Origin of the sequence: Nioella sediminis, assembly GCF_001879695.1 — a bacterium.
Classification (GTDB): Bacteria; Pseudomonadota; Alphaproteobacteria; order Rhodobacterales; family Rhodobacteraceae; genus Nioella; species Nioella sediminis.
The window spans coordinates 1-25,089 of the sequence record NZ_MNBL01000061.1; the positions used below are offsets into that span (position 1 = coordinate 1).

Annotated in this window: 22 protein-coding genes; 13 read left to right on the forward strand and 9 right to left on the reverse strand. The window is 63.1% G+C overall.

The window, feature by feature from the left end; all coding sequences use genetic code 11:
* Positions 1-45 precede the first annotated feature (45 nt).
* Positions 46-2,502 (reverse strand): FAD-dependent oxidoreductase, encoded by a 2,457-nt coding sequence (locus BKY26_RS08980; RefSeq protein WP_071690063.1) that lies wholly within the window; start codon positions 2,500-2,502, stop codon positions 46-48.
* A gap of 71 nt (positions 2,503-2,573) precedes the next feature.
* Here BKY26_RS08980 and BKY26_RS08985 point away from each other — a divergent pair, with 71 nt between their 5' ends.
* Together BKY26_RS08985 and BKY26_RS08990 are read left to right on the forward strand one after the other, a co-directional pair.
* A complete protein-coding gene (locus tag BKY26_RS08985) occupies positions 2,574-3,485 on the forward strand; it encodes a MurR/RpiR family transcriptional regulator (protein WP_071690064.1) in 912 nt (303 codons plus the stop codon).
* A gap of 93 nt (positions 3,486-3,578) precedes the next feature.
* A complete protein-coding gene (locus tag BKY26_RS08990; RefSeq protein WP_071690065.1) occupies positions 3,579-4,670 on the forward strand; it encodes an aromatic ring-hydroxylating oxygenase subunit alpha in 1,092 nt (363 codons plus the stop codon).
* A gap of 13 nt (positions 4,671-4,683) precedes the next feature.
* Here the strand turns inward: BKY26_RS08990 and BKY26_RS08995 are convergent, their stop codons facing one another.
* The 4 genes from BKY26_RS08995 to ectA are packed head-to-tail and all read right to left on the reverse strand — an operon-like array spanning position 4,684 to position 8,394.
* Positions 4,684-6,111, reverse strand: a complete 1,428-nt coding sequence (locus BKY26_RS08995) for an aspartate kinase (protein WP_071690066.1) — start codon at positions 6,109-6,111, stop codon at positions 4,684-4,686.
* 3 nt (positions 6,112-6,114) lie between these two features.
* Positions 6,115-6,516: an ectoine synthase gene (locus BKY26_RS09000; protein WP_071690067.1), complete on the reverse strand. Its 402-nt coding sequence runs from the start codon at positions 6,514-6,516 to the stop codon at positions 6,115-6,117.
* A gap of 3 nt (positions 6,517-6,519) precedes the next feature.
* Positions 6,520-7,809, reverse strand: coding sequence for a diaminobutyrate--2-oxoglutarate transaminase (gene ectB, locus BKY26_RS09005; protein ID WP_071690068.1), 1,290 nt, complete (start codon positions 7,807-7,809; stop codon positions 6,520-6,522).
* A gap of 54 nt (positions 7,810-7,863) precedes the next feature.
* A complete protein-coding gene (gene ectA / locus BKY26_RS09010) occupies positions 7,864-8,394 on the reverse strand; it encodes a diaminobutyrate acetyltransferase (protein WP_071690069.1) in 531 nt (176 codons plus the stop codon).
* Positions 8,395-8,606: 212 nt separating this feature from the next.
* Here ectA and BKY26_RS09015 point away from each other — a divergent pair, with 212 nt between their 5' ends.
* From BKY26_RS09015 to BKY26_RS09035, 5 genes are all read left to right on the forward strand, one after another.
* Positions 8,607-9,092 (forward strand): MarR family winged helix-turn-helix transcriptional regulator, encoded by a 486-nt coding sequence (locus BKY26_RS09015; RefSeq protein WP_071690070.1) that lies wholly within the window; start codon positions 8,607-8,609, stop codon positions 9,090-9,092.
* A gap of 149 nt (positions 9,093-9,241) precedes the next feature.
* Positions 9,242-9,733 carry an Lrp/AsnC family transcriptional regulator gene (locus BKY26_RS09020; protein ID WP_071690071.1) on the forward strand — a complete coding sequence of 164 codons (492 nt, stop codon included), beginning with the start codon at positions 9,242-9,244 and terminating at the stop codon, positions 9,731-9,733.
* 157 nt (positions 9,734-9,890) lie between these two features.
* Entirely contained in the window at positions 9,891-11,033 is a 1,143-nt protein-coding gene (locus BKY26_RS09025) for a glycine cleavage T C-terminal barrel domain-containing protein (protein ID WP_071690072.1), read from the forward strand.
* Between the two features lie 25 nt (positions 11,034-11,058).
* Positions 11,059-11,508, forward strand: coding sequence for an OsmC family protein (locus BKY26_RS09030; RefSeq protein ID WP_071690073.1), 450 nt, complete (start codon positions 11,059-11,061; stop codon positions 11,506-11,508).
* A 21-nt stretch (positions 11,509-11,529) separates the two neighbouring features.
* Positions 11,530-12,342 (forward strand): enoyl-CoA hydratase, encoded by an 813-nt coding sequence (locus BKY26_RS09035; RefSeq protein ID WP_281249827.1) that lies wholly within the window; start codon positions 11,530-11,532, stop codon positions 12,340-12,342.
* Positions 12,343-12,386: 44 nt separating this feature from the next.
* Here BKY26_RS09035 and BKY26_RS09040 read toward each other — a convergent pair whose 3' ends face one another.
* Positions 12,387-13,211, reverse strand: coding sequence for an HTD2 family dehydratase (locus BKY26_RS09040; protein ID WP_245764440.1), 825 nt, complete (start codon positions 13,209-13,211; stop codon positions 12,387-12,389).
* Positions 13,212-13,295: 84 nt separating this feature from the next.
* Complete coding sequence (locus BKY26_RS09045) at positions 13,296-14,204, reverse strand: LysR family transcriptional regulator (RefSeq protein ID WP_071690075.1); 909 nt, start codon at positions 14,202-14,204, stop codon at positions 13,296-13,298.
* An 80-nt stretch (positions 14,205-14,284) separates the two neighbouring features.
* Here BKY26_RS09045 and BKY26_RS09050 point away from each other — a divergent pair, with 80 nt between their 5' ends.
* From BKY26_RS09050 to BKY26_RS09065, 4 genes are read left to right on the forward strand one after another with little or no spacing between them, the layout of a single operon-like run.
* Positions 14,285-16,432, forward strand: coding sequence for a thiamine pyrophosphate-dependent enzyme (locus BKY26_RS09050; RefSeq protein ID WP_071690076.1), 2,148 nt, complete (start codon positions 14,285-14,287; stop codon positions 16,430-16,432).
* Entirely contained in the window at positions 16,429-17,904 is a 1,476-nt protein-coding gene (locus BKY26_RS09055) for an indolepyruvate oxidoreductase subunit beta family protein (RefSeq protein WP_071690077.1), read from the forward strand. The genes BKY26_RS09050 and BKY26_RS09055 overlap by 4 nt, the downstream gene beginning before the upstream one ends.
* 21 nt (positions 17,905-17,925) lie before the next feature.
* Positions 17,926-18,345, forward strand: coding sequence for an acyl-CoA thioesterase (locus tag BKY26_RS09060; RefSeq protein WP_071690078.1), 420 nt, complete (start codon positions 17,926-17,928; stop codon positions 18,343-18,345).
* The gene (locus tag BKY26_RS09065) at positions 18,342-19,271 is read left to right on the forward strand and encodes a ketopantoate reductase family protein (protein ID WP_083431380.1); all 930 of its coding nucleotides are present in this window, start codon (positions 18,342-18,344) and stop codon (positions 19,269-19,271) included. Before BKY26_RS09060 ends, BKY26_RS09065 begins: the two co-directional genes overlap by 4 nt.
* Here the strand turns inward: BKY26_RS09065 and BKY26_RS09070 are convergent.
* A complete protein-coding gene (locus tag BKY26_RS09070; RefSeq protein ID WP_071690080.1) occupies positions 19,268-19,657 on the reverse strand; it encodes a carboxymuconolactone decarboxylase family protein in 390 nt (129 codons plus the stop codon). The genes BKY26_RS09065 and BKY26_RS09070 overlap by 4 nt on opposite strands.
* A gap of 252 nt (positions 19,658-19,909) precedes the next feature.
* Between BKY26_RS09070 and BKY26_RS09075 the strand changes: the two genes are divergently transcribed.
* On the forward strand, positions 19,910-20,878 hold the full coding sequence (locus BKY26_RS09075; RefSeq protein WP_071690081.1) for a LysR family transcriptional regulator: 969 nt from the start codon (positions 19,910-19,912) through the stop codon (positions 20,876-20,878).
* A gap of 1 nt (position 20,879) precedes the next feature.
* Here the strand turns inward: BKY26_RS09075 and BKY26_RS09080 are convergent, their stop codons facing one another.
* Entirely contained in the window at positions 20,880-22,403 is a 1,524-nt protein-coding gene (locus BKY26_RS09080; RefSeq protein ID WP_071690082.1) for a trimethylamine methyltransferase family protein, read from the reverse strand.
* A gap of 181 nt (positions 22,404-22,584) precedes the next feature.
* Between BKY26_RS09080 and BKY26_RS09085 the strand changes: the two genes are divergently transcribed.
* Positions 22,585-25,020, forward strand: a complete 2,436-nt coding sequence (locus BKY26_RS09085) for a GcvT family protein (protein ID WP_071690083.1) — start codon at positions 22,585-22,587, stop codon at positions 25,018-25,020.
* The last annotated feature ends 69 nt before the right edge of the window (positions 25,021-25,089 follow it).

A 25,089-nucleotide genomic window follows, 5' to 3' on the forward strand; every position in this document is an offset into this window, starting at 1 on the left:
CGGCTGACGCCGACTCCCCCGGAGTATATGGACCAAGAAGAAAGATCATGCGGCGCTGTCCGTTCTGGGGCGCAGGTTATCGGGATCATGGGCGGCTGCGCCAAGAACGCGGGCCGCACGGGGTTCGCCGGCAATCAGCACCTCCAACGCGGTGCCGGGGGTGGCGGCATGGGGTTTGAGATAGGCGAAGGCGAGGATTTTCCCGACCGTGTGCCCGTAGGCGACGGAGGCGGTGGCGCCCACAACGGTGCCGTTTAGCTTGACCGCTTCGCCGCCATGGCCGTCTTCGATGCCGTCGGGCTCGATCTCCAGATAGGTGCAAATCCAGGGCTGTTCGCTGCTCTCCGCGCTCGCGCGTGTGGCCTCGCCCCCCAGGTAGTCCTTGTCGAGCCTGACGAAGCGCATGACATTGGCCTCGGGCAAGGTGACCTCGTTGGTAAGTTCACCCGCGCCGGGGAAGGCCTTTTCCATCCGCAGCGCATTCATGGCGAAGCTGCCGTAATCGGCGATGCCATGGGCCTCGCCCGCCGCCCAAAGCGCGGTGTAGACGTCGAGGCAGGCGGCGTCGGGCATGTGCAGTTCCCACCCCAACTCGCCCGCATAGGACATGCGGAAGGCCCAGACCTTGTGGCCTGCGACGGTGATTTCCTGCGCGCTGAGCCAGCGGAAGCCCGCATTGGAGAGATCCGCATCGGTGCAGGCGGCCAGCACGTCGCGCGACCGGGGACCATTGAGCGCCAGGGCGGACCATTGGGCAGACAGCGCGGTGACGGTCGCGTTCTCGCCGTTCATGTTCTGGGCCAGGTGATCCAGCAGGCGCTGTTCGAAGAAGGCGGCGCAGACAAGGTAGTAGCGATCAGAGGCCATCCGCACGATGGTGCATTCCAGCTCGATCCGGCCGCGGCGGTTCAGCATATGGGTCAGGATGATGCCACCATCCTTCTGCGGCATCCGGTTGGCGACCAGCCTGTCAAGCAGCGCATAGGCATCGGGGCCCGCGACCTCGACCTTGGTGAAGGCCGTGACATCCATGATGCCCACCCGTTCGCGCACCGCGCGGCATTCCTCGGCCACCATGTCGAAGACAGGCGTGCGACGGAAGGAATAATGATCGCGTTGCTCCACACCATCGCGGGCGAACCAGCGGGGGCGCTCGAACCCGTAGACCTCCTCATAGACCGCGCCCTTGTCCTTCAGCAGGTCATAGAGCGGCGAGGGTTTGATCGGGCGGCCTTCCAGCCGGTTGAAATGGGGGAAGGGAATTTCGTGACGCAGCTTGTAATCCTCATGCGCCTTGATCACCTGCCAGTCCTTGGTGGCGTAGGCTCCAAACCGGCGCGGGTCGTAGTCGCGCATGTTGATATCGGCCGCGCCATGCACCATCCAATTCGCCAATTCGCGGGTCAGACCGGGGCCCCAGCCAATGCCGATCTGGGTGCCGCAGCAGCACCAGTAGTTTTTCACGCCGGGGGCGGGTCCGACCATCGGGTTGCCGTCGGGCGGATGGCTGATCGCGCCATGGACCTCGCGGGTGATGCCCAGTTCCGCAAAGATCGGCATCCGTTCCATGGCGTTTTCCAGCCAGGGCATGATGCGGTCGTAATCGGCCTGGAAGAGCTCATTCTCCGCCTCCCAGGGGCAATGATCTTCCCAGACGGAGTTGGAGTTTTCCTTCTCATAGATGCCGATAAGGCCCTTCTTCTGCTCCATCCGGATATAGCCGGACACCATCCTGTCATCGCGGACCACGGGAAGTTCGGTGTCCAGGCCCTTGAATTCAGGCACTTCTTCCGTGACAAGATAGTGGTGGGTCATCGAGGTCATGGGCAGTTGCAAGCCCGACCATTCGCCCATCTGGCGCGCATAGGTGCCGCCGGCGTTAACCACGTGTTCGCAGGTGATCGCGCCCTGTTCCGTCTCCACCAGCCATTCACCAGTGGGAAGCTGCGTGATGTTGGTGGCCCGGCAACGGCGGATGATGCGAACGCCTTTCTGGCGGGCACCGGTGGCCATGGCCATGGTCACGTTGGAGGGGTCCACATGGCCGTCATCGGGGGTGTAGAGTGCGCCAAGAACCCCGTCCAGATTGTAGAACGGATGTTTTTTGGCAATGAAGTCAGGATCTACCAGTTCAATGTTAAAGCCAAGCGCCCGGCCCACAGCCAGCGTGTGGCGCAGCCAGTCCATCTCGTCTTCCGTATAGGCCAGCCGGAAAGAGCCACAGCCATGCCAGGTGACGGCCTGGCCGGTTTCCTCCTCCAGCACCCGAGAATAAAGCCCGATATTGTAATCGACCATCCGCCCCAACCCGTAAGAGCTGGTTGAATGGGTGATCTGCCCCGCCGCGTGCCAGGTGCTGCCGCTGGTCAGCTCGGCCTTTTCCAGCAAGACCGTGTCCGGCCCCCATCCTTCATGGCCAAGGTGATAGGCAAGACCACATCCCATGACGCCACCGCCGACGATGACAACGCGGGCGTGGGTCGGGAATTCCTTTTGCGACATTTGGGGCAATCCTGTTGGCGAGTCACTTTTCCTGTAGACAGGCTAATCGCACAAATATACCATCGTCAATCATGAATGATACAAACATACCAAATACCGCAAGCACGGCCTCGACCCATGCCATCCTCGACCGGCTGACCGAGGAATGGGACGCCCTGACGCCAGAGGCGCAGAAGGCCGCACGCTATGTGCTGGAGAACCCGCAGGATGTCGGCGTCTCGACCGTGCGCGAGATTGCCGAGGCCGCCAAGGTCAAGCCCAACACCGTGGTACGCATGGCCCGGCAAGCGGGGTTCGAGGGGTATGAGGATTTCCGCGCCCCCTTCCGCGAGGCGATCCGCAAGGGAGCGATCAGCTTTCCCGACCGGGCCCGCTGGTTGCAGGATATCCGCAAATCCGGCGATCTTGGCGGGCTGTATGCCGACATGGCCGAGGCCGCGATCCGCAATATCGAGGAAAGCTTTGCCGCCACCAGTGCCGAGGCGATGAAAGCGGCGGCAGACGCGATCTGGGCCAGCCGTCAGGTCTTTACCCTTGGCGTCGGCGTGAACAACGCCAATGCGCGCAACTTCACCTATCTGGCCTCCACCGGAATGACGCAGTTCCACGCCATACCCCGCCCCGGATCGACCGCCGTCGACGATCTGGCCTGGGCCGACAGCCGCGACGTGCTGATCGCCATGTCGATGCGCCCCTATCGCAGCGAGGTGGTGGCCGCCATCGAGGTCGCCCGCGAACAGGGCATGACGATCATCGGCCTGTCCGACAGCCCCGCCAGCCCGATCATCCGCGCCGCCGATCACGGCTTTGTCGTCGCCGTCGACACACCGCAATTCTTCCCCTCTTCGGTGCCGACCATCGCGCTTCTGGAAACCCTGCTGAGCTTCGTCATTGCGGTTGCCTCCGAAGAGATCGTGGATCGGGTCGAAAGATTTCATGACCGGCGCCACAAGCTTGGCATCTACACCGAAGGCAACGAATGACCCTGACGTCCGCCGAAAAATCCGCTTTGGCGTGCAGACCCTCCTCCCTGCCCTGCTGGCATTATCATTTCAACTTCTCAGTGGACTGATCACATGACCGATCCGACCCGCTCGCTCGATGCGAAATTCTACACCGACCCGCAGGTCTTCGAAGTGGAAAAGGCCGGGCTGCTTGCCCGCACCTGGCAGTTCGCCTGCCATGCCAGCCAGTTGGAGAACCCCGGCGATTACGTCGCCTTCGATCTGGGCGATGAAAGCCTGTTCGCGATCAAGGGGCGCGACGGGGAAATTCGCAGTTTCTACAATGTCTGCCAGCATCGGGCGCATCAGCTTGTCAGCGGTGCGGGATCGACCCGCGTCATCGTCTGCCCCTACCACGCCTGGACCTATGAACTGACCGGCGGATTGCGCGCCGCGCCGAACGCGAAATCGGTGCCGGGATTCGACGCGTCGAAAATCTGCCTGACGGAAGTGCGCACCGAGGTGTTCCTGGGCTTCGTCTTCGTCAATCTCGACCCGCAGGCCAAACCGATGGAGGACTGGTTCCCAAATGCCCGCGCCGAGCTTGAGGCTTTTGTTCCCAACTGGGCGGAGCTCAAACCGCTGGAATGGGTGGAAATCCCGGAAAACTGCAACTGGAAGGTATCGGTGGAAAACTATTCCGAATGCTATCATTGCAGTCTGAACCACCCCACCTTCTCCACCGGCGTGATCCGGCCCGAAACCTATGACATCCAGCCCCAGGGCTATTGCCTGCGTCATACGACCGAATGCAATGATCTCAGCCAGATGACCTATGACATCGACAGCGGGTTCGCGAATAACGACAAGTATTCAAGCTGGTTCCTGTGGCCGATGTTCAGCTTTCAGGTCTACCCCGGAAACCTGCTGAACACCTATCACTGGCGCGCGGTGGATGCCGATCACGTGGTTGTCTGGCGCGGCTGGTATTCGGTTGGCGGCTTCGACGACGAAACCGTCCGCCGCATGGCGCAGCAGGACCGCGCCACCACGGTGGAGGAAGACATTCACCTTGTCGAAAGCGTCCAGCGCGGCCTGAAATCGCGCGGCTATGTTCCGGGGCCGCTTGTCGTCGATCCCGCCTGCGGCGTGAATTCCGAGCATTCCATCCTGCATCTGCAACGCTGGATGCGCGAGGCGGCCAGCGACGGCAAGACGCCGTAGACCGCCCCCCCTGTCAGGCGGCCTTTGACAGGGTGTTGTCGCCTGCCGCCGGGATCAGGGACGCGTGCAAAACGCTGATGGTCTTGTCCAGATCGCCGCATTCCATGACGAACTGAACATCGACGCTGCGCGGTCCCTGCAAGGCGCCCACGGCCTCAAGCCCGGCTTCAGCAATGACCTGCAAGCCGCGGCTCAGGATGGACAGCCCGCTCAGATCCCGGCCGATGACCGAGGCGATGGCCAGTTTGCGCGAGGTGATGCGCGCCGCCGGATAGAGCCGTTCAAGGTCCTTCTCCACGCGCCGCATGATCTTCAGCGAGGCGTCCACGTAATGGGTGATCGTGTTGGCATTGGACAGCTTCGACACGATCCGCACATTGTGACGCGTCAGCACGTCGAGGATCGCGGCGTCATAGCCTTTCACCCCGACCATGTCCTGTTCGAACACTTCCAGCGCGATGATGTCGAGCCCGGTGACAATCTCGGCCTCGGGCGTTTCCGCCGGGCGGTCGTCGATCAGGGTGCCGGGATCGCCCGGTTCGAACGCATTGGTGACGCGCAGCGGAACATCCGCCTGCCGCAGGGTCTTGGCCGCCTTGGGGTGGATCGCCTCCATCCCCATGTTCGACAGCTGGTCGGCCACGTCATAGTTGGTGTGGCCGATCTTCTGCGCCTTGTCCGCCCCGACCAGGCGCGGGTCGGCAGAGGACAGGTGGAATTCCTTGTGAATGATCGCCTCCCGCGCGCCGGAAAGCGCCGCGAGGCGCGAAAAGGTGATCTCGGAATACCCGCGATCGAATTCGCGCATCAAACCCTCGGCGCATTGCGCGTATCCGGTGACGATCGGCATTTCTGCACTGATATCAATCCCTTCAATGCCGCCCTTGATGCGACTTTCAAGATCGACCGTCTGCTCATCGCGCCAGCCGGTCAGGTCCACCAGCCGGGCATTCACCCCGGCGCGTTGCAACATAAGGGTCGCGGTGAAGGCGGAATGCGCCTCGCCCAGGCCCGACAGCAATTCGCGCACCTGCAACAGATGCTCGGACAGGCGGAAATGGCCGTAGGAGCAAAGCCTGCGTAAATCCACAAGGCAATTGCGGGTGCCCTCGATCCGTTCAAGCACGAAGGCATCCGCCTGCTCCCGGTCGGCGGGATGATCCAGCACCGCGCCATGGGCATCTGTCATTGCCTCTGCGACACGGTCCAGTGCGCCGTGCCACCCATGATCGGACTCTGCCCCGGCGAAGCGGGCATAGACGCCGGGATCGCCGGATTTCTTGTGCTCCAGCAACAGGTCGGTCACGCCCCCGAAGGCCGAGACCACGAACATGCGGCCATAGAGGTCGGCACCGCTCCGGTCACCGATGAACAGGGTATCGCGCAGCGCGTCCAGTCTCGACATGGACGTGCCGCCGATTTTCTCGACAGTATGGGTCATGGGTCAGTCAGCCAATTCTTCCGCAGCAGCGTAGGAGCCGTCCTCGCGGTGCACTTCCTTGCCGGTCACCGGCGGATTGAACACGCAGGCCATCGCCAGTTCTTCCTCGGCACGCAGCACGTGACGGTCATGTTCGTTCAGCGCGTACATGACGCCGGGCCTGATCTCGTGCGTTTCGCCGGTGGCGAGATCGGTGATCGAGCCCTTGCCTTGCATGCAATAGACGCTTTCGAAATGGTTCTTGTACTCGAACACATGCTCGGAACCGGCATTGAGAAAGGTGATATGGAAGGAAAAGCCCATCCCGTCACCCGCCAGCAGCATACGCACCGAGGACCATTCGGCATCCGAAACGACGCGGTCGCGCTCTTCTTCGATGATCTTGTTGAAATCCCTGACAATCATGTCTTACTCCGCCGCTATCTTGGTGCCGAGCGTCGCATCGCGCGCCGCGTCGAGAAGGATGTTCAACCCCTTGCGGAACAGCGTCTCGGGCGTGGTCAGCGGGGCAAGAACCTTGACCACCTGATCCTCGTTGCCCGAGGTTTCGATAATCAGGCCCTTCTGGAAGGCGCGCGCACAGATATCGGCGGCGAGGTCGCCAGACCCCACATCCACACCCTGCATCATGCCACGGCCTTTCAGCGTCGCACCGGGCACAAGATCGGCCACGCCTTGCAGCGCGTCGGTCAGCAGGCGGGCCTTGTGCGAGATGTCTTTCGCGAAGCCCGGATCGCTCCAGAACTTCTCGATCGAGACGCGGGCGGTCACGAAGGCATGGGTGTTGCCGCGGAAGGTGCCGTTATGTTCGGCCGGGCCGAACACGTCGTATTCGGGACGCACCAGAACCAGTGACATTGGCAGCCCAAAGCCCGACACGGATTTTGCCATCGTCACGATATCCGGCATGACGTCCATCTCCTCGAAGGAGAAGAAGGTGCCGGTCCGGCCGCAGCCGGCCTGGATGTCGTCAACGATCAGCAACGCACCATGGTCGCGGGCAAGATCCGCCACGCGTCGCAGCCATTCGGGGCTGGCCGCGTTCAGGCCGCCCTCGCCCTGCACCGTTTCCAGAAGGATCGCCGCAGGCGCGTCGATGCCGCTGGAACTGTCGGTCAGCATCGCCTCCAGAAATTCGGCGGAATCCGTCGCCGCGCCGAAATAGCCGTCATAGGGCATGCGCGTGACGCCGTGCAGCGTCATGCCCGCACCTCCGCGGTGATAGCCATTGCCGGTCGCTGCGAGCGCCCCGAGTGTCACGCCATGAAAGCCGTTGGTGAAGGCAATGATATTGGTGCGCCCGGTCACCTTGCGCGCCAGTTTCATCGCCGCCTCGACCGCGTTGGCCCCGGTCGGACCGGTGAACATCACCTTGTGATCCATGCCGCGCGGATTGAGGATATGGGTGTCGAAGGCCTCCAGAAACGCGGCCTTGGTATCGGTATGCAGGTCGAGCCCATGCGCCAGACCGTCCGACGCGATATGGTCGATCAGGGCCTGTTTCATGTCAGGGTCATTGTGGCCGTAGTTCAGCGACGAGCACCCGGCCAGAAAGTCGATATAGCTGCGCCCCCTGGAATCGGTGAGTTCCGATCCCGCGGCACTGGTGAACAGCTTGTCGAAGCTGCGGCAATAGCTGCGCGCCTCGGACTCGCGGCGTTTGAATACAGAGATTTCGGCTGACTTGGCAGTCGGCATAGTGGGTCCTTTTGGATTTCTATGGGGAAGGTGCAGGCGGTCGCGACGCGAAGCTCAGGCCGCGTTGCGCAACCGCTCCTGCAGGTCGATTGTGACCATGTGCTCGGTGCTGTGGCGGTCCCGGAAATGCAGCGCCTGCGTGTAATGCGCCTGCACGTCGAGCTTGGAGTCGCGATGCCCGGCGAACTTGCGGAACAGCGCCCAGGACGGCTCGTTATCGGCCGTGATCGTGGTTTGAAGGCGCTGGACATCGGCACAGGCCGGACGTTCCAGCAGGCTCGACAGCATAAGTGTGCCCAAGCCGGTGCCACGCGCCGTCTCGGACACGGCCACCTGCCAGACGAACAGGGTTTCCGGGTCATAGGGCAGCACATAGGCCGACACCCAGCCGACAACCTTGCCGTCAAGCTCGGCCACGACGCAGGTATCGCGGAAATGATCGCACTGGATCAGGTTGCAATACATGGAGTTCTCGTCCAGCGGCTTGCAGGCGCGCACCAGTTCCCAGATCTCCGCACCATCCTCGGCGGCGGGCTCCCGCAGCGTGGGTGTGTTCTTGCGAAAAAACTCGAGCGCATGTCGCATTTGCTTTTTACCTCATGATTGCTTTGATTGGCTAAGTATCAAGTCTGGGCCGCGTTTTCAAGCTCAGCGGAAAAATCGCGACATATTGGCCAGAAGTCAGCATGAAGCGGCCTATATTTTATGACTGTCCGGCTGTTAATACTTTGCAAATCAAAGCTTACCCCCTCTCCCAGCACATTGATTCATGACATCGCCTGTGCCAGCATCCGGGCATGGATCGCGTCGATACCAGTCTAATCGCCCTGCGCCGCATTTTGCTGGCCACGAACCAGTTCAGCCGCAACCTCGCGCAATCCGTCGGCCTGACCGCGGCGCAGTTGCGGGTATTGCAGATCGTGTCGGAGAAAGGTCAGTGCACCGCGACGGCGATTTCACAGCAGATGCGGATTTCGCAGGCCACGGTGACGTCACTGGTAGACAAGCTCGTACGACAGGAAATGGTGGTTCGGGAGCGGTCCCAGACCGACCGGCGGCAAACCAATATCGTGATTACCGAGAAAGGCATTCGCGCCCTTGCCGACGCCCCCGACCCGCTGCAACAGCGTTTCGTGCGCAAGTTCTCGGCCATGGAAGATTGGGAACAGGCCGCCCTGATCGCGGCGCTGGAGCGTGTCGCGTCGATGCTGGACGCCGAAGACATTGATGCCTCGCCGGTCCTGGAAAGCGGCGAGTTCCAGAAGACCGGCTCTGGCGAGTGATCCGCCCCCGCCTGCGCCCGAAGTGACGCAGCGATAGCGGCAGGGGTCGGAATCCCCCGAGATCGAGACGGCTTCATCGCCTATCCTGCGGTGCGCACGCTTGAAATTTCTGCTTGGTGCGCGAATCAGAAACGCCGCAAGAGCTCACCATGAAAAAGACCGGACTCGACATCACGGATATCCGTATTCTCAGCGCAGTTCAGCAGCATGGACAACTGAGCAAGACCCGTCTTGCCGAGCTTGTGCACCTGTCCCCTACCCCGTGTTGGGCCCGTCTCGACCGGCTGAAGGCGGCTGGATATATCAGGGGCTATCACGCGGACATCGCGCTGGAGCGGATCGTAGATTTCACCCAGGTCGTGGTGACCATATCGCTGACCAATCACCGCAAGGCCGATTTCGAACGCTTTGAAGCGCTAATCAACTCGATGGACGAGATCACCGAATGCATCGCGACCGGGGGCGGCATGGATTACGTGATCAAGACCGCAACCCCGAATCTGGCGGCATTCCAGGCGGTGATGGAGGTGCTGCTCTCCTCCGAAGTCGAGATCAGTCGATACATGACCTATATCGCCACCCGGCAGGTCAAGGTCAGCCGCCCGAACCTTGCCAAACTGATTGCACAGGCCAATAGGTAGCATCCCGACCGAACGGTCTGTTTTGGAAATTTTTTCGGACGGAACGGTCTGAATACCCCGCGTTTTCGGACCGCATCTTCGCGGGAATCGGCCCTAAAAGATCGCCAGCTTCAACGATGCCCTGACCCAAACGGTCAGCAGTTATGAGGGCGAACACATGACACAAGCAGACGACTTCGGGTTTGGTACCCAGATCCGCAAATCCCCCTATTTCGACGCCACCGTCCGGTGGGGTGCACAGGGTTTTTCCGTTTACAATCATATGTATATCCCTCGTGATTTCGGCGATCCGGAACAGAATTTCTGGAACCTGGTGAACGACGCGATCCTGTGTGACGTGGCTGTTGAACGTCAGGTCGAGATCACCGGTCCGGATGCGGCGCGCTTCGTTCAGATGCTGACCCCGCGCGATCTGTCCAAGATGGCCGTGGGCCAGTGCAAATACATCCTGATCACCAATGCCGAGGGCGGCATTCTGAATGACCCGATCCTGCTGCGACTGGCGGAAAACCACTTCTGGATCTCGCTGGCTGACAGCGACATCCTGCTGTGGGCGCAAGGTGTGGCTGTGCATTCGGGCATGGACGTTAACATCTGCGAACCCGACGTGTCGCCGCTGCAACTTCAGGGGCCGAAATCGGGTCTGATCATGCAGGCGCTCTTCGGCGAAGAGATCATGGACCTGAAATACTACTGGCTGCGCGAGCTCGACCTCGATGGCATTCCGCTGATCGTGTCGCGCACTGGCTGGTCCAGTGAACTGGGATATGAGCTTTATCTGCGTGACGGCACTCAGGGCGATGCGCTGTGGGAAAGGATCATGGCCGCCGGCATGGAGCACGGTCTAAAGCCCGGCCACACCTCGTCGATCCGCCGGATCGAGGGTGGGATGCTGTCCTACCACGCCGATGCCGACATCCACACCAACCCGTTCGAGCTTGGCTTCGACCGGCTGGTCAACCTCGACATGGAGGCGGAGTTCATCGGCAAAGCCGCGCTGAAGCGGATCAAGGAACAGGGCATCACCCGCAAGCAGATCGGATTGGTGATCGACTGCGACCCGCTTCAGGGGCCGAACACCACCTTCTGGCCGATCAACCAGGGCGACGAGACCATCGGCAAGGTGACCTCGGCCGTCTATTCGCCGCGCCTCAAGCAGAATATCGCGCTGGCGATGGTGTCGGTAGAGCACGCCGTTCTGGGATCGGACGTCGAAGTGGTGACCAAGTCGGGCCCGACCCGCGCCACCATGGTCGAGTTCCCGTTCTACGACCCGAAGAAGTCCATTGCCGCTGCCTGAGCGCCCTTACTAAGAGACCTGATCCATGTCCGATCTTTCGATCCAGTTGCACTGGCATCGTGCCGAGCCGGTACTGCAAACCGGAAAATACTCGAACGCGCATCGCGTTCAGTTCAACAACAGCTACGAGGTCGACGTCGACTCCGCCCCCGACTGGGGCGGAGATCCCGCCAACACCAACCCCGAACAGGCGCTCGCCTCGGCCCTGTCCAGTTGCCACATGATGACCTTCCTGGCGCTGTGCGCCAAGGCCGACTGGCCGGTGGCCAGCTACCACGACTACGCGGTGGCGCATCTGGGCAAGAACCCGAAAGGACAGATGTCCGTCACACGGATCGACCTGCATCCGGTGGTGCGCTTCGACACCGGTTTCTCTGTGTCGGACAGCGAACTGGAGCAGATGCAGCACCGCGCGCATCGCTATTGCTTCATTGCCAACTCGCTGGCCGACAGCGTGGAAATCAACATTCTCTGACGTCTCCGAAGGACTGAACCCGTGCAGCAACCCGAGCAATCAACCGACATGTTGGATCATGTGCTTGACCATGATGGCATCCTGCGACTGACCCTAAATGACGTCCGCCGTCGCAATGCCCTGTCCGAGGCGATGCTGACCCAACTGGGAACCGCCTTCGCCGAGGCGGGTGCCAATCCACAGGTTCGGGTGATTGTTCTGGCGGCTCACGGGCCGGCCTTCTGTGCGGGGCACGACCTGAAGGAAATGACCGCGGGACGGGACGCCGAAGACAACGGGCGCGCCTATTTTTCCAAGGTCATGGCCATGTGTTCCGGGGTCATGCAGGCGATTGTCAATTGTCCCAAACCGGTGATCGCAGAGGTGGCGGAAACGGCCACGGCAGCGGGCTGTCAGCTGGTCGCAAGCTGCGATCTGGCCTATGCGGCGGACAGCGCCCGGTTCAGCACACCCGGTGTGCATATCGGCCTGTTCTGTTCCACGCCCATGGTGGCCCTGTCGCGCAATGTCGCCGACAAGCACGCGATGGAGATGCTGCTGACCGGAGACATGACGCCCGCAAACCGCGCCATGGAGATCGGGCTGGTCAATCAGGTGGTCGCCTCTGACGAGCTAAAGGCCGTCACCATGGACGTGGCGAGGAAGATCGCCTCGAAATCCAGCCTGACGCTCGCCACCGGAAAGCGTGCCTTCTATGCGCAACGCGGGATGCCGCTGGCCGAGGCCTATGACTACGCCTCTCGGGTGATGGTCGACAACATGATGGCCCTGGACGCGCAGGAAGGCATTGGCGCCTTCATCGAGAAACGGCAACCCGCCTGGCAGGATGCCTGACCCATCGCCACCGGATGCCCCTGCACGGGGCCTCCGGGGCAGGCTCAGAACGCCACTTCCGCGCTCATGGCCAGCGAGCCGTCTTGCCGTTTCGCCCAGACCGAGCTGACCTCGCCCTCGGTCGCCGCCTCGATGCGGAACGGCGCCAGCCCCGCCAGCGGAGCGACACCGCGATAGGACAGCGTCTTTGGGGGCAGGCCGCGATGGCGACAGGCAAGGTCGATCAGCAGGGTCGCGGTCAGCGGTCCGTGAAAGACGAGGCCCTCATATCCCTCCACCTCGCGGGCGTAATCCACATCGTAGTGGATACGGTGGCCGTTGAAGGTCAGCGCCGAATAGCGGAACAGCATGACCTCGGTCGGTGTCACACATTCAGAAATCTCGGCATCGACCGGGGCCATGACCGACGTCGGCTGGGGCGCGTCCGGCGCGGGATCCTCCCGGTAGACGATGTCATGTTCCTCGGTCAGGGCCGGTTCCCCGTTCTGACACAGCGCATGTTCCACCGTGACGAAACAAAGCCTACCGCTGCGGCCCTGTTTTTCCCTGACCGAGAGAATAGTGGAGCGTTTGCTGGCCTCCTGCCCGAGGATCAAGGGCGCATGGAAACGAACGCGGCCCCCGGCCCACATGCGGCGCGGCAGATCGACCGGGGGCAGGAACCCGCCCTTGCGGGGATGGGCATCGCGGCCAAGCTCGCTGGCGCGGCGCGCGTCGAGGAAATAGAGCCAATGCCAGAGCGGCGGCAGGGCGTCCCCGTCGACCAGACCGGGATCACGGTCCAGCGTGGCCTGCATGAAACGGGCCGGTTGCGCGCGCAACACATCCGTTGCCGTTTCGCTGCGGCCGATCCAATCCTGAACTGTCACAGCGTCTTGCATCGTTCCTCGCCTCGTTGTGGTCGCCGCAATCATATCCCCGGCCCCGCCGCAAGGCGCAAGGCGCAAGCGAGTCTAGCAACCTGCGAAAAGGTCCTGAACCTGTTCGCGCAGCCAGGTGCAGGCGGGATCGCTGTCGGATCGGCTGTGCCAGATCATGCGGATCGGACTGGCACTTTCAGAAATCCTTACCGGCAGCAGCCGCGCCTGCCCCGCCGCGACCAGTTGATCGGCCAACTGCCGCGGCACCACGGCCACCAGATCGAGATCCGCCAAGAGCTGCGGCAGGGCACCGAAATGACCAAGCCGCAGCACCACCTGCCCGGCCAGCCCCCTCGACTCCAACGCCCTGTCCACTGCCCCGCCAAAGGTCGTGGCCGGGGCGGGCACCATGATCTTTGCCCGGTACAGGGCAGCAAGGTCTTGGGGCGGGTCGCTCAGCCCCGCGCCTGCGATCGCGACATAGTCCTCATCAAAGAGACGGGCGGAGCGGATACCGCGCCCCGACAGTCCCAGCATCCCGATGGCAAGGTCCACCTCCCCCAGTTCCAGCGTCTGCCCGAGCGCCGCAGTGGGCGTTGCCGTGTTGATCAATCGCAGCCCCGGCCCCGCCTGAAACACCCGCACCGCAAGGCGGGGCAGAAACACCGCCTCACCCAGACCGGACAGCGACAGTCGAAAGACCCGCGTGCTGCGGCCCGGATCGAAACGCGTGCCCTGTTCGAGGGCGGAAAAGAGCCCCCCAAGATGGGCGCGAATGTCGGGAAGGATGGTTTCGCAATAGCCCGTGGGCACCATCCCATCCCGCGTGCGCAGGAACAGCGGATCGTTCAGCGCCTGCCGCAATCGGGCCAACGCATTGGAAGCGGCAGGCTGGCTGAGACCCAGCCTCTCGCCCGCAAGCGACACCGAGCGCGTGTCATCCAGTGCCACCAGCATTCGCAGCAGGTTCAGATCGAGATTGCGTAGCTTTATTGATTTCATGAATGAAGATTATTGCGCCTATCCGTTTGACGAAAGGGTTTTCGCACCGGATGTTCAGGACACACAGGGAGGGGCCGCAGATGGAAGTCTCATTCGCCAAGGAAATCGAAAAGCTGAAGCTCAGCGCGGGTGAGACCTTTCATGGCGAGGGCATTCTGGCCGTCACCAAGGCGCTGCTGCAATCGGGCGTGTCCTATGTGGGCGGCTATCAGGGCGCACCGGTCTCGCACCTGATCGACGTCATGGTGCAAGCCGCACCCGACATGGCGAAACTTGGCGTCCATGTGGAGCCCTGTACGAACGAGGCCTCTGCCGCGGCAATGCTGGGGGCGTCGATCATGTATCCGGTGCGCGGCGCGGTGACGTGGAAATCCATCGTCGGCACCAATGTGGCGGCGGACGCGCTGTCGAACCTCGCCTCGCCCGGCGTCATGGGCGGCGCGCTGATCATCGTGGGCGAGGATTTCGGCGAAGGCTCCAGCGTCATCCAGGAACGCACCCATGCCTATGCGATGAAATCGACCCTGTGGCTGATGGACCCGCGCCCGAACCTGCCCTCTATCGTGACATGCGTGGAACGGGCGTTCGAGCTGTCAGAGGCATCGAACACGCCGGTGATGATGGAGCTGCGTATCCGCGCCTGCCACGTTCAGGGATCGTTCGAGGCCAAGGACAATATCGCGCCCGCGATTTCGGGGCGGCGGGTGCTGGCGGAACCCGCGCCTCACCAGTATGAACAACTGGCGCATCCGCCCGTGACCTTCGGACATGAGCGGAAAAAAAGCAGCGAACGCATGGCCGCCGCACGGGCATTCATTCGCGAGCAGCGTCTGAACGAGGTCTTCGACGGCGCGCAGGGCGATGTGGGCATTATCGTTCAGGGCGGGCTGTATAACGCGCTGATCCGGGCCCTGGCGGAACTGGGGCTGGCCGATGCGGGAGGCAACTGTGACCTGCCGATCATGGCGCTGAACGTCGTCTATCCTCTGGTCCCCGAGGAAATCATCGGCTTCACAGAAGGCAAGCGCGCGGTTCTGGTGCTGGAAGAGGGCCAGCCGGAATATATCGAGAACGAGATCGGAACAATCCTGCGCCGCGCGAAATCGCCGGTGGTGCTGGCGGGAAAGGACATCCTGCCAATGGCGGGTGAATACACGTCCGAGGTCATGGCCAAAGGCGTCGGCACCTTCCTGAGAGAGCATCTGCCGGGCATCGGCAACCAGTTGGGCGACACCGCCTATGCCGAGGAGATCGAGGCGCTCCGGGCAGAGGCGCAGCGGTTGCTGGCCGCACCTGTTCCCCCACGCCCGCCAAGCTTTTGCACCGGCTGCCCGGAACGGCCCTTTTTTGCCGCGCTGAAGCTGACCCAGCAGGAGATCGGGCCGGTCCACTACTCTGCCGATATCGGCTGCCACGCCTTCGCAACCTTCGCGCCATTCAACTTCGGCAACTCCATTCTTGGCTATGGGATGAGCCTTGCCTCCAACGCCTCGGTCGCCAGTTTCCAGCAAAAACGCCCGCTCGCCGTGATGGGCGATGGCGGGTTCTGGCATAACGGCCTGCTGTCCGGCGTCACCTCTCGGCTTCTGAACGGCGGCGACGGGGTGCTGGTGATCATGAAGAACGGCTACACCTCGGCCACCGGCACGCAGGAGGTCATATCCTCGCCCGATCCGGCGCTGAAGCTGGCGGCGGCCGAGAAAAGCGCGACCCATGGCGAGACCACGATCGAGGATGCGCTGACGGGCGTCGGCGTCAAATGGCTGCGCACGGTGCATACCTACAAGGTGTCCCAAATGCGCGACACGCTGCGCGAGGCGTTTTCGACCAAGTTCAGCGGGTTGAAGGTGATCGTGGCCGAAGGCGAATGCCAGCTGGAACGGCAACGGCGCGTGAAGCCGATCCGCGCCAAGGCTCTGGCCGCCGGGGAACGCGTCGTGCGCACCCGCTTTGGCGTCGATGAAGACACCTGCACCGGCGATCATTCCTGCATCCGCCTGTCCGGCTGCCCGACCCTGACGGTGAAGACCGCGACCGACCCGCTGAAAACCGATCCCGTCGCCCATGTCACCAATGGCTGCGTCGGCTGCGGCCTGTGCGGCGAGGTCGCCCATGCGGCGACGCTCTGCCCGTCCTTCTGGCGCGCCGAGGTGATCAGCAACCCGACATGGTGGGACCGGACGCGCAGTCGGTTGCGCCGGATATTCACGTTGGGGGCGGTGGCATGACACGCGCGGAAAATCCCCCCCTTCGCATTCTGCTGGCGGCGCTTGGCGGTGAAGGCGGCGGCGTTCTGATGAACTGGATCGTGCAGGCCGCGCGGGACGCCGGGTTCGTCGCGCAGGCCACTTCGGTGCCCGGCGTGGCGCAGCGCACCGGTTCGACCAGCTACTATATCGAGATCGCGGGCAAGGATGCGGTTGGCTCTGTCCTCAGCCTCGTGCCGATGCCGGGGCGGGTCGATGTCGTGGTGTCGTCCGAACTGGTGGAAACGGCGCGGGTGATGGCGGCGGGCTTCGTCTCGCCCAAGCTGACGACGCTCATATCCTCGACCGCACGCACCTATTCGACGGCGGAGAAGATCCAGTTGGGGGACGGGCGCTATAGCGAGGACAACGTGCGGCGCACGGCCGAGGCGCTGGCGCGGGACGCCTACCTGCTGGATCTGGGCCAGATCGCCGAAGACAGTGCCACTTTCGTCAGCGCCACCATGTTCGGGGCGCTGGCGGGCAGCGGTGTGTTGCCCTGGGACATTGCGGGCTCTCGCGCGGTTCTGGGGGAAGGCCGGTCCGCACCCGCCAGCCGCGCCGGGTTCGACGCCGCCGCGCTAGCGGTGCAGGACTTGCGTGACACGCCTGCGCCTGTGGCTGCGCCTGCTGCGTCGGACATTCCCGCAGATATCGCCGAGGTGATCCGCCTCGGGGTGGAGCGCTGCACCGACTATCAGGACACGGCCTATGGCCATACCTTCCGCACCCATGCCGACAGGCTGATCGCAGCGGCGGACCTGTCCATCCCAAGCGCCGCCCATGCGGTGAAGGAAGCCTGCCGCCGTCTGGCGCTGTGGATGGCCTACGAGGACATTGCCCGCGTGGCCGATCTGAAAACAAGGCCCGAGCGTTTCGCCCGCATCCGGTCCGAAGCGCAGATACAGCCCGGACAGGTGATGACGGTGACGGAATACCTCAAACCCCGCGCCGAGGAGATCGCCGATATCCTGCCCGCCCGCCTTGGCGCGCGCATCATGGCGCGGATGGAGGCAGGCAAGGGCCTGCCCTTCATGGGGCGCGGCATCCATGTCCGGTCCAACGGGGTCGCGGGCTACTGGATGCTGCGCCTGATGGCCGGGTTTCGCCTTATCCGCCGCCGGTCCTATCGGTTCGCGCAGGAACAGGCGGCGATTGCGGAATGGCTAGAGGCGATGGACAATGCCCTGCCCCACGCGCCTGACTTCGCAGAGGCCCTGGCCGAACTGCCCCGCGTTCTGAAAGGCTATTCCGACACGCTGATGCGGGGCAAAACGGCCAATGCGCGGATCATGGCGGGCGTTGTGCGCCCGGCCCTTGCCAGCGGTCAGATGTCAGACGCGGCCCCCACCTTACGTCGCGCCATCGCGGCGGCACTTGCCGATGACAGCCATGCCAAGCTGGACGAGACCCTGGGGGCACAGCCCACCATCCCCAACCTGCGCAGCGCCTGACCCGAGGAAAGGACCAACCCGATGCTGACCAGCCGCCGGACCGTGCAGATCGAATGGGGCGATTGCGACCCGGCCGATATCGTCTTCTACCCGCGCTATTTCGTCTGGTTCGACGCCTCGACCGCGCATCACTTCAAGGCCGCAGGGCTGCCCAAGCCGGACCTTGTCCGCCGCTTTCAGGTGGTTGGCTTTCCAATGGTCGATACACGCGCGACTTTCCACGTGCCGTCCAGCTATGGCGACGAAGTGGTGATCGAAACCACCATCACCGGCTTTGGCCGGTCCAGTTTCGACGTGGAACACCGGTTGATGCGGGGGGATGTGCTGGCCGTGGAAGGGTTCGAAAAACGGGTTCTGGTGCGCCGGAAAGAAGGGGGCGGGATCACCTCCTGCCCGGTGCCGGACGAGGTGCGGGCGCTCTTCGGCGCGGCGGAGGAATGACGATGCGGATCGCGGTTCTGGGGGCGGGCGCCATGGGGTCCGTCTATGGTGCGCGGCTGGCGCGGGCCGGGGCGCAGGTGACGCTGCTCGACGTGAACGACGCCCATATCGCGGCCATCAACGCGGGCGGGTTGCATGTGGCGCTGGATGAGGGGGAAAGCATCCACCACCTGCCCGCGATGCGGCCCGAGGCCTTTCGAGGCCCCGTCGATCTTGTACTTCTGTTCACCAAGGTCTTTCACACGGATAGTGCGCTGTCATCTATCAAGCCGCTGCTGGCCGATGCCCATGTTCTCAGCCTGCAAAACGGCGTCGGCAATGTGGACCGGATCGCCGCGCATGTGACCCGTGATCGCATTCTGGTCGGCATGACGATGACACCCGCCGAGTATCTCGGCCCCGGTCGGGTGGCGTCCCATGGCGCGGCCACGACCGACCTTTACAGTGCCAGCGGGCAGGATCTGCTGATCTTGCACAAGATTGCAGCGCTGATGGACAGGGGCGGCATCACCGCGCGGCTGGAACCCGATATCGACGTGGCGATCTGGGAAAAGGCCACGTTCAACTGTGCGCTCAACCCGATCTGTGCCCTGTCCGGCGGCACGCCCGGATCGGTCGGCGCGTCAGAGGCGGGGCGCAGGCTGGCCGCGTCGGTGGCGGCAGAGGCGATTGCGGTGGCGAAAGCCTCTGGCGTCAATGCCTCGCTGGACAGGGTCACCGCGATGATGGAGCACGCCTTCGCCCACCATCTGCATCATGAACCGTCAATGCTGCAGGACCGCATGGCCGGGCGGCGCACCGAGATCGACGCGCTGAACGGCGCTGTGCTGCGCATCGGCGACCGTCTTGGCGTCCCGACCCCGGCCAATCGGATCGTCACCGACCTGATCCGCCTGACCGAAGACTCCACCCGATACCGCGCCTAAAGCTCGCCCGCCTCCTCCAGAACCTTTCGGGCAGCGCGGAAGCATTCCAGCGCCTGCGGCACACCGCAATAGATCGCGACCACGTGGATGATGGCGCGGATCTCTTCTTTCGAGACACCATTATTCAGCGCGCCCCGGCAGTGCAGTTCCCATTCATGCATCTTGCCAAGGGCCCCGATCATGGCGAGGTTCATCATGCTGCGCGTCTTGGGGTCGATCGCATCATCACCCCAGCCGAACCCCCAACACCACGCGGTCATCGCCTCCTGAAAGGGCCGGGTGAAATCGTCGGCGGCGGCGAGGTTCTTTTCCACATACTCCGCGCCGACCGTGGCCTTGCGCTGTTCCAGACCTTTCAGGAACAGGTCTTCGTCAAAAACGCTCATTCTCTCGTCCTTGTTTTGAGGCACTTTGGATCCGGCCACTTCAGCCCGCAGAACGGCGATTCCACAAGGCGAATATCCTTGATCTCCCCCATGTCCCCAACCGCGTCGACTGTATTGTGCCCGCCTTCCCGCGCAGTCGGCGTCCGAGACCAGACGGATATGGGCACGGCCCCGATCACTGGTGAAACTCTGCCATTGCCGAATGCGCAATGCCTCTCTAGCTTCGACATATTCGAATGTCGGGGACCGCGAATGGAACGTAGCAAGCTCAGCCTCAAATGGCTGGAGGTCTTTCAGGCGGTGGCTCGCAGCGGCTCTGTTCAGGCGGCGGCGCGGCGGCTGGAAATCTCGATCAGCACCGTGTCGCACCACCTGGCCTGTCTTGAGGACGCCGTGGGCGTTGCCCTGATCGACCATGGCAAGCGCCCGATGAAACTGACGCAAGAGGGCGACATCCTGCTGGCCCGTGTCGATGACTCGCTGATGCTGCTGCGCAAGGGGATTTCCGAGGTCTGGTCCAAGGACCCCGCCGCACTGATCCGGTCGCTGCGCATCGCGATGATCGAGGATCTGGACACCGAGGTCACCCCCGCGCTTGCCGCCAGCCTGTCCGCCGCCCTGCCCGCCTGTTCCTTCTCGTTCCTGTCACGCCCCAGCCATGACATCCTGACACTTCTGCAAAGCGACGAAATCGACCTTGGCATAGCCTCCGCCGCCGAATTCCGCGTGATGCGCCTGACCGAAGCCCCGCTCTTGCGCGACCCTTACGTGTTGGTCGTGCCCAAGGGGCGCAAGGACTCGGCCGGGGAATATCTGGGGGCGCGGGTCGATCTGCCCTTCCTGCGCTATTCGCGCAAACAGCTCATGGGCCGCCGGATCGAGGCGCAGTTGCGGCGGCAAAGGATCGACCTGCCCTCGCGGCTGGAGTTTGAAAGCACCCCGGCCATCCTGTCGCTGATCGCCGCGGGCGAGGCCTGGACCGTCACGACGGCCCTGAACGTGGCCAGTTCCGACCGCCATCACGACCGGATCGCCATCATGCCGCTGCCGGGTCCGGGCTTTGCACGGCGCCTGTCGATCTTTCGGGCCGAGGATCTGCCCCAAAGCCTATTCGAGACACTGGATCGCAAGCTGCGCCCCTTGCTCCAAGACCGGATTATCGCGCCGATGGTGGCCGCGCATCCGTGGCTGGCGGATGAGTTCAGGATTCTGAACCAATAGGTCAGTTGCGGATGACGCCGGGAAACAGCGCCCTGATCTCTGCGTCGCGTTCGGGCGACAGGTATTGCGGATCGTGGTCGGACAGGATCGTGCGAACACGGGCCCTGGCCCGCGCCCACATATCCGGCGCGCCCTTGTCCGCCCAGGTCATCGGCGCGTCCCGGTCGGCAAGCTTTGGGTAGAAATAGTCCCGTTCCATCGCCGCATGGGTCTGGTCGGCGCCCAGAAAATGCCCCTCGCCCAACACCACGTCGCAGATCGTGTCAAAGCCGAGCGTGTCCTCGCTGACCTCCACCCCGCGCAGCATCCGGTAGATGGCGGCGTGCATTTCATTGTCGATCACGAACGCCTCGAAACTTGCGCCAAGCAGCGAGGCCGTCATGCCCGAGCTTTCATAGATCAGATTGCCCCCCGCCAAACCCGCTGCCAGCGCGGTTATCCCCTTTTCCATGCCATATTGCGCGTCGATGGCCTTGGCATCGGTCATCGAGGCCGCCACGCCCGACGGCAAGCCAAGCCAGTTCGACAACTGCGCCGAGGCCGCGTTCATGACCGCAATCTCTCCGCCCCCGCCCGCAAACGCCCCGGTGCGCAGGTCGATGACCAGCGGCCAGTTGGAAAACACCATCGGATGGCCGGGTTTCAACGCATGAACCATAACGAGGCTCGCCAGTGTTTCCGCCAGCGATTGCGCCAAGAACCCCGCCAGCGTCGCCGGGGCTGTCGCCCCCGATTGCGCGGCGGTGATGCAGGACATGGGGATGTTATGGGCGATGCATTCATAGACCACATCCACCGCGTCCTCGCCGAACCGCATGGGCGAAATCACCGGGCTGATATGCGCCTTGACGAAAGGTCGCTTGCTGAATGCGCCCTCTCCGCCTGCCACCACATCCAGCATCTGCACGATCGGCGCCACGTGATGCGCCAGCGTGAAAGAGGTCGCGACCGGTTTCGTGGTATTGCAGACCAGCGCATGCACTGTGTTCACGTCGAGGGAGAACTCGTCGGGCATGTCGGTCGCCACGCAGCAACGGGTGAACCAGCTGACATTGGGCAGGACGTCCTGCAAACGGGTGAAATCGCGCAGGTCTTGCAGGGTTGAGGGGCGATAGAGCCCGGTGTCCATATCCAGCGTCTGCACCGCCGCGCCGCCGGTGCCGAAATGGACGGCATCGCCCCCCACTTCGATGGATCGCGCCTCGTCCTGACCGTGCAGGACAAAGCGTTTGGCGGCGCGGGCAATGGCGTCCTCCGTCAGCGAACGGGGTATCAGAACGCGGCCGTTTGCAGCCTCGACCGCGCCCGCCGTCAGCAGATCGCAGCGCAGACGGTCGGGCACCTCGCCCATGCCAAGCTCTGCCAGCAGGCGCAGGGCGGTGTCGTGGATTGCCCGCAACTCCTGCTCTGTCAGCGGCGCATATTGTCCGCCACGCTGCCCCGGAGGACAGGGGTTCGCAGGGCCCCTTGCCCGCGCCGCCAACCGGTCGCGCCGCCCGCCTGATCGCCTGCCCGCTGGCTGCATGTCATCCGCTCCTGTCCCGCCTGACACGAGCAAAGCCTCGTTGCGGACGGTCTGGCAACTCAAACCGCATGGGCTGGAGGATTTCTCAGATTTGTTTCGACTTTCTCGAAATCACGACACGGCCCTTGCCGCATGGCGCATCTGCACTGACAGTTCCGCAAAAGCCAAAGGACACAGCCCCATGAAAACCCGCACCAAGGCCGTCGTGATCGGCGGTGGCATCGCCGGATGCTCCACGCTCTACCACCTGACTCAAGAGGGCTGGACCGACGTCATGCTGCTGGAACGGGACGAGCTGACCTCTGGCACCACCTGGCATTCGGCGGCGCAGGTCACGAATTTCGGGATGAACCAGACGATGGTGGGGCTGAAGAGCCATTCCATCGCGCTTTACAAGGAACTGGCCGAAGACCCTGACTATCCGATCAACTACCACCACGGCGACGGCGGCATAAGGCTGGCCAACACCGAGGCGCAGATGGACGGCTACCGCCATTTCGCCTCAATGGCGCGGGGGATGGGTGTGCATTTCGAGGTGATCGACGCAGAGGAATGCGCCCGGCGGCACCCGCTGATTTCGACTGAAAATTTGATTGGCGGGCTTTGGGATCCTCTGGATGGCGACATCGACCCGGCGCAACTGTGTCAGGCGCTGGCCCGGCGCGCGCGCAACGCCGGGGCCGAGGTGCATCGCTTTACCCCGGTCACTGGTCTGCGGCAGCTACAGGATGACACCTGGATCGTGGAAACGCCCAAAGGCGAGATTCACACCGATGTTGTGATCAACGCCTGCGGCTACCGGGTGAACGAGGTGGGCGCGATGATGGGGGTGCATCACCCCGTCATGTCGATGGAGCATCAGTATTTCATCACCGAGGAAATCCCCGGCATCGTTCAGGCGGGCCACCGGATGCCCCTGCTGCGCTGTCCGATCAGCGACTATTACTGTCGGCAGGAAAAGACCGGTCTGCTGATCGGGTTCTATGAGCAGGACTGTAAAACCTGGGGCATGGACGGGATCGACCCCAATTTCACCATGGACCTCTGCCCCGACGATCTGGACCGCATCACCGACGTTCTGGAAGGCGCGTTCGAGCGGATGCCCGCGCTGATGGAGGTGGGGATCAAGACCGTGGTCAATGGCCCGATCACCTATACCATTGATGGCGCACCGCTGGTCGGGCCCATCCCCGGAAAGAGAAACGCGTTTTGCATCATAGGCTTGCGGGCCGGTCTTGGGGAAGGCGGCGGTCATGGCTGGCTGCTGGCGCAGCAGATCGTCCATGGCGAGGCCTGCTATGACACTTGGGTGCTGGACCCGCGCCGTTTCACCGGGCACGGCAATGTGGAGCTTTGCGCGCTGAAAGCGATCGAGGATTACCAGAACGAATTCCGCTTCCATTTCCCCCATGAACACCGCCCGGCAGGCCGCCCCGCCAAGACCACGCCGCTGACGCCGGTTCTGGCAGCGGAAGGCGCGGAGTTCACCGTGGTGAATGGCTGGGAACGGATGGAGTTCCTGAAACCCGCCCCCGATTTCCACGAAACGCTCGGCTATCGCTTCAACGAGGCCTTCGACATCGTCGCCAGCGACGTGAAGGCGGTCAGCGAGGGCGTGGGGCTGGCGGAGGTGAACGGCTTCAACCGCTACGAGATCACGGGTGCCGATGCCCATGATTTCCTCGACCGGATGATCTGCGGGCGGGTGACGCGCAAGCCCGGCAAGGTGGGGCTTGGCTATCTGCTGAACCATCACGGCATGATCAAGTCAGAGGCCACCATCGCCAATCTGCCCGCTTCCTATCGTGGTCCGGATCGCATCTGGTACGGGTCTGCGGCGGCGGCGGAACAACATGATATGGACTGGCTGACGCACCATCTGCGACCTGGCGAGGACGTGCAGATCCGCTCACTCACCAATGACATGACGATCCTGGTCCTTGCAGGCCCCAAGGCGCGCGACGTGCTGTCCGCCGAGTCCCGAGGCGACTGGTCGGCGGATGCCTTCCCGTGGCTTTCGGTACGGGAATGCTTTGTCGGCATCGCCCCCGCCACGGTCATGTCGGTCAGCTTCTCAGGCGAACTGGCCTATGAAATCCATGTGCCCAACACCCAACTCTACGCGGCCTATCTGGCGCTGCGAGCGGCGGGCAAGGCGCATGGGCTGCACCTCTTTGGTGCGCGGGCCATTGAGTCCATGCGGATGGAAAAGGGATACCTGCATTGGAAGGCCGATCTGCTGACCGAATTCGACCCGTTCGAAACCGGGCTGGAGCGATTTGTGAAGTTGGATAAGACCGAGTTCATTGGAAAATCGGCGCTGGAGGCGCGCATTGCGAAGGGGCCGGGCCGCAGGCTGGTCACCGTGCGGATTGATGCCACCGACCGCCCGGCAACACCCGGTTCCTCGGTCATGGTGGGTGACCGGGTGGCAGGCACTGTCACCTCGGGCGATTGGGGCCACCGGGTCGGGATGAATCTCGCCTATGCTTTCGTGGAGCCAGCACTGGCCGCGCCCGGCACAAAGCTGCATCTTGACCTGATCGGCGACCGTATCGCGGCAGAGGTCATCACCCCCTGCCCCTATGATCCGCAAAACCTGCGCGTCCGCGGCTGAGCCTGAGCCGCACATCGGCGAAGACATGCCACACGCAGATGTGAGGCTGCGACGCTCTTGCAATGCTTG

Excerpts from the sequence above, each read along its gene's own strand:
- BKY26_RS08980 (WP_071690063.1), bottom strand. The coding sequence starts at position 2,502 with ATGTCGCAAAAGGAATTCCCGACCCACGCCCGCGTTGTCATCGTCGGC.
- BKY26_RS08985 (WP_071690064.1), top strand. The coding sequence starts at position 2,574 with ATGAATGATACAAACATACCAAATACCGCAAGCACGGCCTCGACCCAT.
- BKY26_RS08990 (WP_071690065.1), top strand. The coding sequence starts at position 3,579 with ATGACCGATCCGACCCGCTCGCTCGATGCGAAATTCTACACCGACCCG.
- BKY26_RS08995 (WP_071690066.1), bottom strand. The coding sequence starts at position 6,111 with ATGACCCATACTGTCGAGAAAATCGGCGGCACGTCCATGTCGAGACTG.
- BKY26_RS09000 (WP_071690067.1), bottom strand. The coding sequence starts at position 6,516 with ATGATTGTCAGGGATTTCAACAAGATCATCGAAGAAGAGCGCGACCGC.
- ectB (WP_071690068.1), bottom strand. The coding sequence starts at position 7,809 with ATGCCGACTGCCAAGTCAGCCGAAATCTCTGTATTCAAACGCCGCGAG.
- ectA (WP_071690069.1), bottom strand. The coding sequence starts at position 8,394 with ATGCGACATGCGCTCGAGTTTTTTCGCAAGAACACACCCACGCTGCGG.
- BKY26_RS09015 (WP_071690070.1), top strand. The coding sequence starts at position 8,607 with ATGGATCGCGTCGATACCAGTCTAATCGCCCTGCGCCGCATTTTGCTG.
- BKY26_RS09020 (WP_071690071.1), top strand. The coding sequence starts at position 9,242 with ATGAAAAAGACCGGACTCGACATCACGGATATCCGTATTCTCAGCGCA.
- BKY26_RS09025 (WP_071690072.1), top strand. The coding sequence starts at position 9,891 with ATGACACAAGCAGACGACTTCGGGTTTGGTACCCAGATCCGCAAATCC.
- BKY26_RS09030 (WP_071690073.1), top strand. The coding sequence starts at position 11,059 with ATGTCCGATCTTTCGATCCAGTTGCACTGGCATCGTGCCGAGCCGGTA.
- BKY26_RS09045 (WP_071690075.1), bottom strand. The coding sequence starts at position 14,204 with ATGAAATCAATAAAGCTACGCAATCTCGATCTGAACCTGCTGCGAATG.
- BKY26_RS09050 (WP_071690076.1), top strand. The coding sequence starts at position 14,285 with ATGGAAGTCTCATTCGCCAAGGAAATCGAAAAGCTGAAGCTCAGCGCG.
- BKY26_RS09055 (WP_071690077.1), top strand. The coding sequence starts at position 16,429 with ATGACACGCGCGGAAAATCCCCCCCTTCGCATTCTGCTGGCGGCGCTT.
- BKY26_RS09060 (WP_071690078.1), top strand. The coding sequence starts at position 17,926 with ATGCTGACCAGCCGCCGGACCGTGCAGATCGAATGGGGCGATTGCGAC.
- BKY26_RS09065 (WP_083431380.1), top strand. The coding sequence starts at position 18,342 with ATGACGATGCGGATCGCGGTTCTGGGGGCGGGCGCCATGGGGTCCGTC.
- BKY26_RS09070 (WP_071690080.1), bottom strand. The coding sequence starts at position 19,657 with ATGAGCGTTTTTGACGAAGACCTGTTCCTGAAAGGTCTGGAACAGCGC.
- BKY26_RS09075 (WP_071690081.1), top strand. The coding sequence starts at position 19,910 with ATGGAACGTAGCAAGCTCAGCCTCAAATGGCTGGAGGTCTTTCAGGCG.
- BKY26_RS09080 (WP_071690082.1), bottom strand. The coding sequence starts at position 22,403 with ATGCAGCCAGCGGGCAGGCGATCAGGCGGGCGGCGCGACCGGTTGGCG.
- BKY26_RS09085 (WP_071690083.1), top strand. The coding sequence starts at position 22,585 with ATGAAAACCCGCACCAAGGCCGTCGTGATCGGCGGTGGCATCGCCGGA.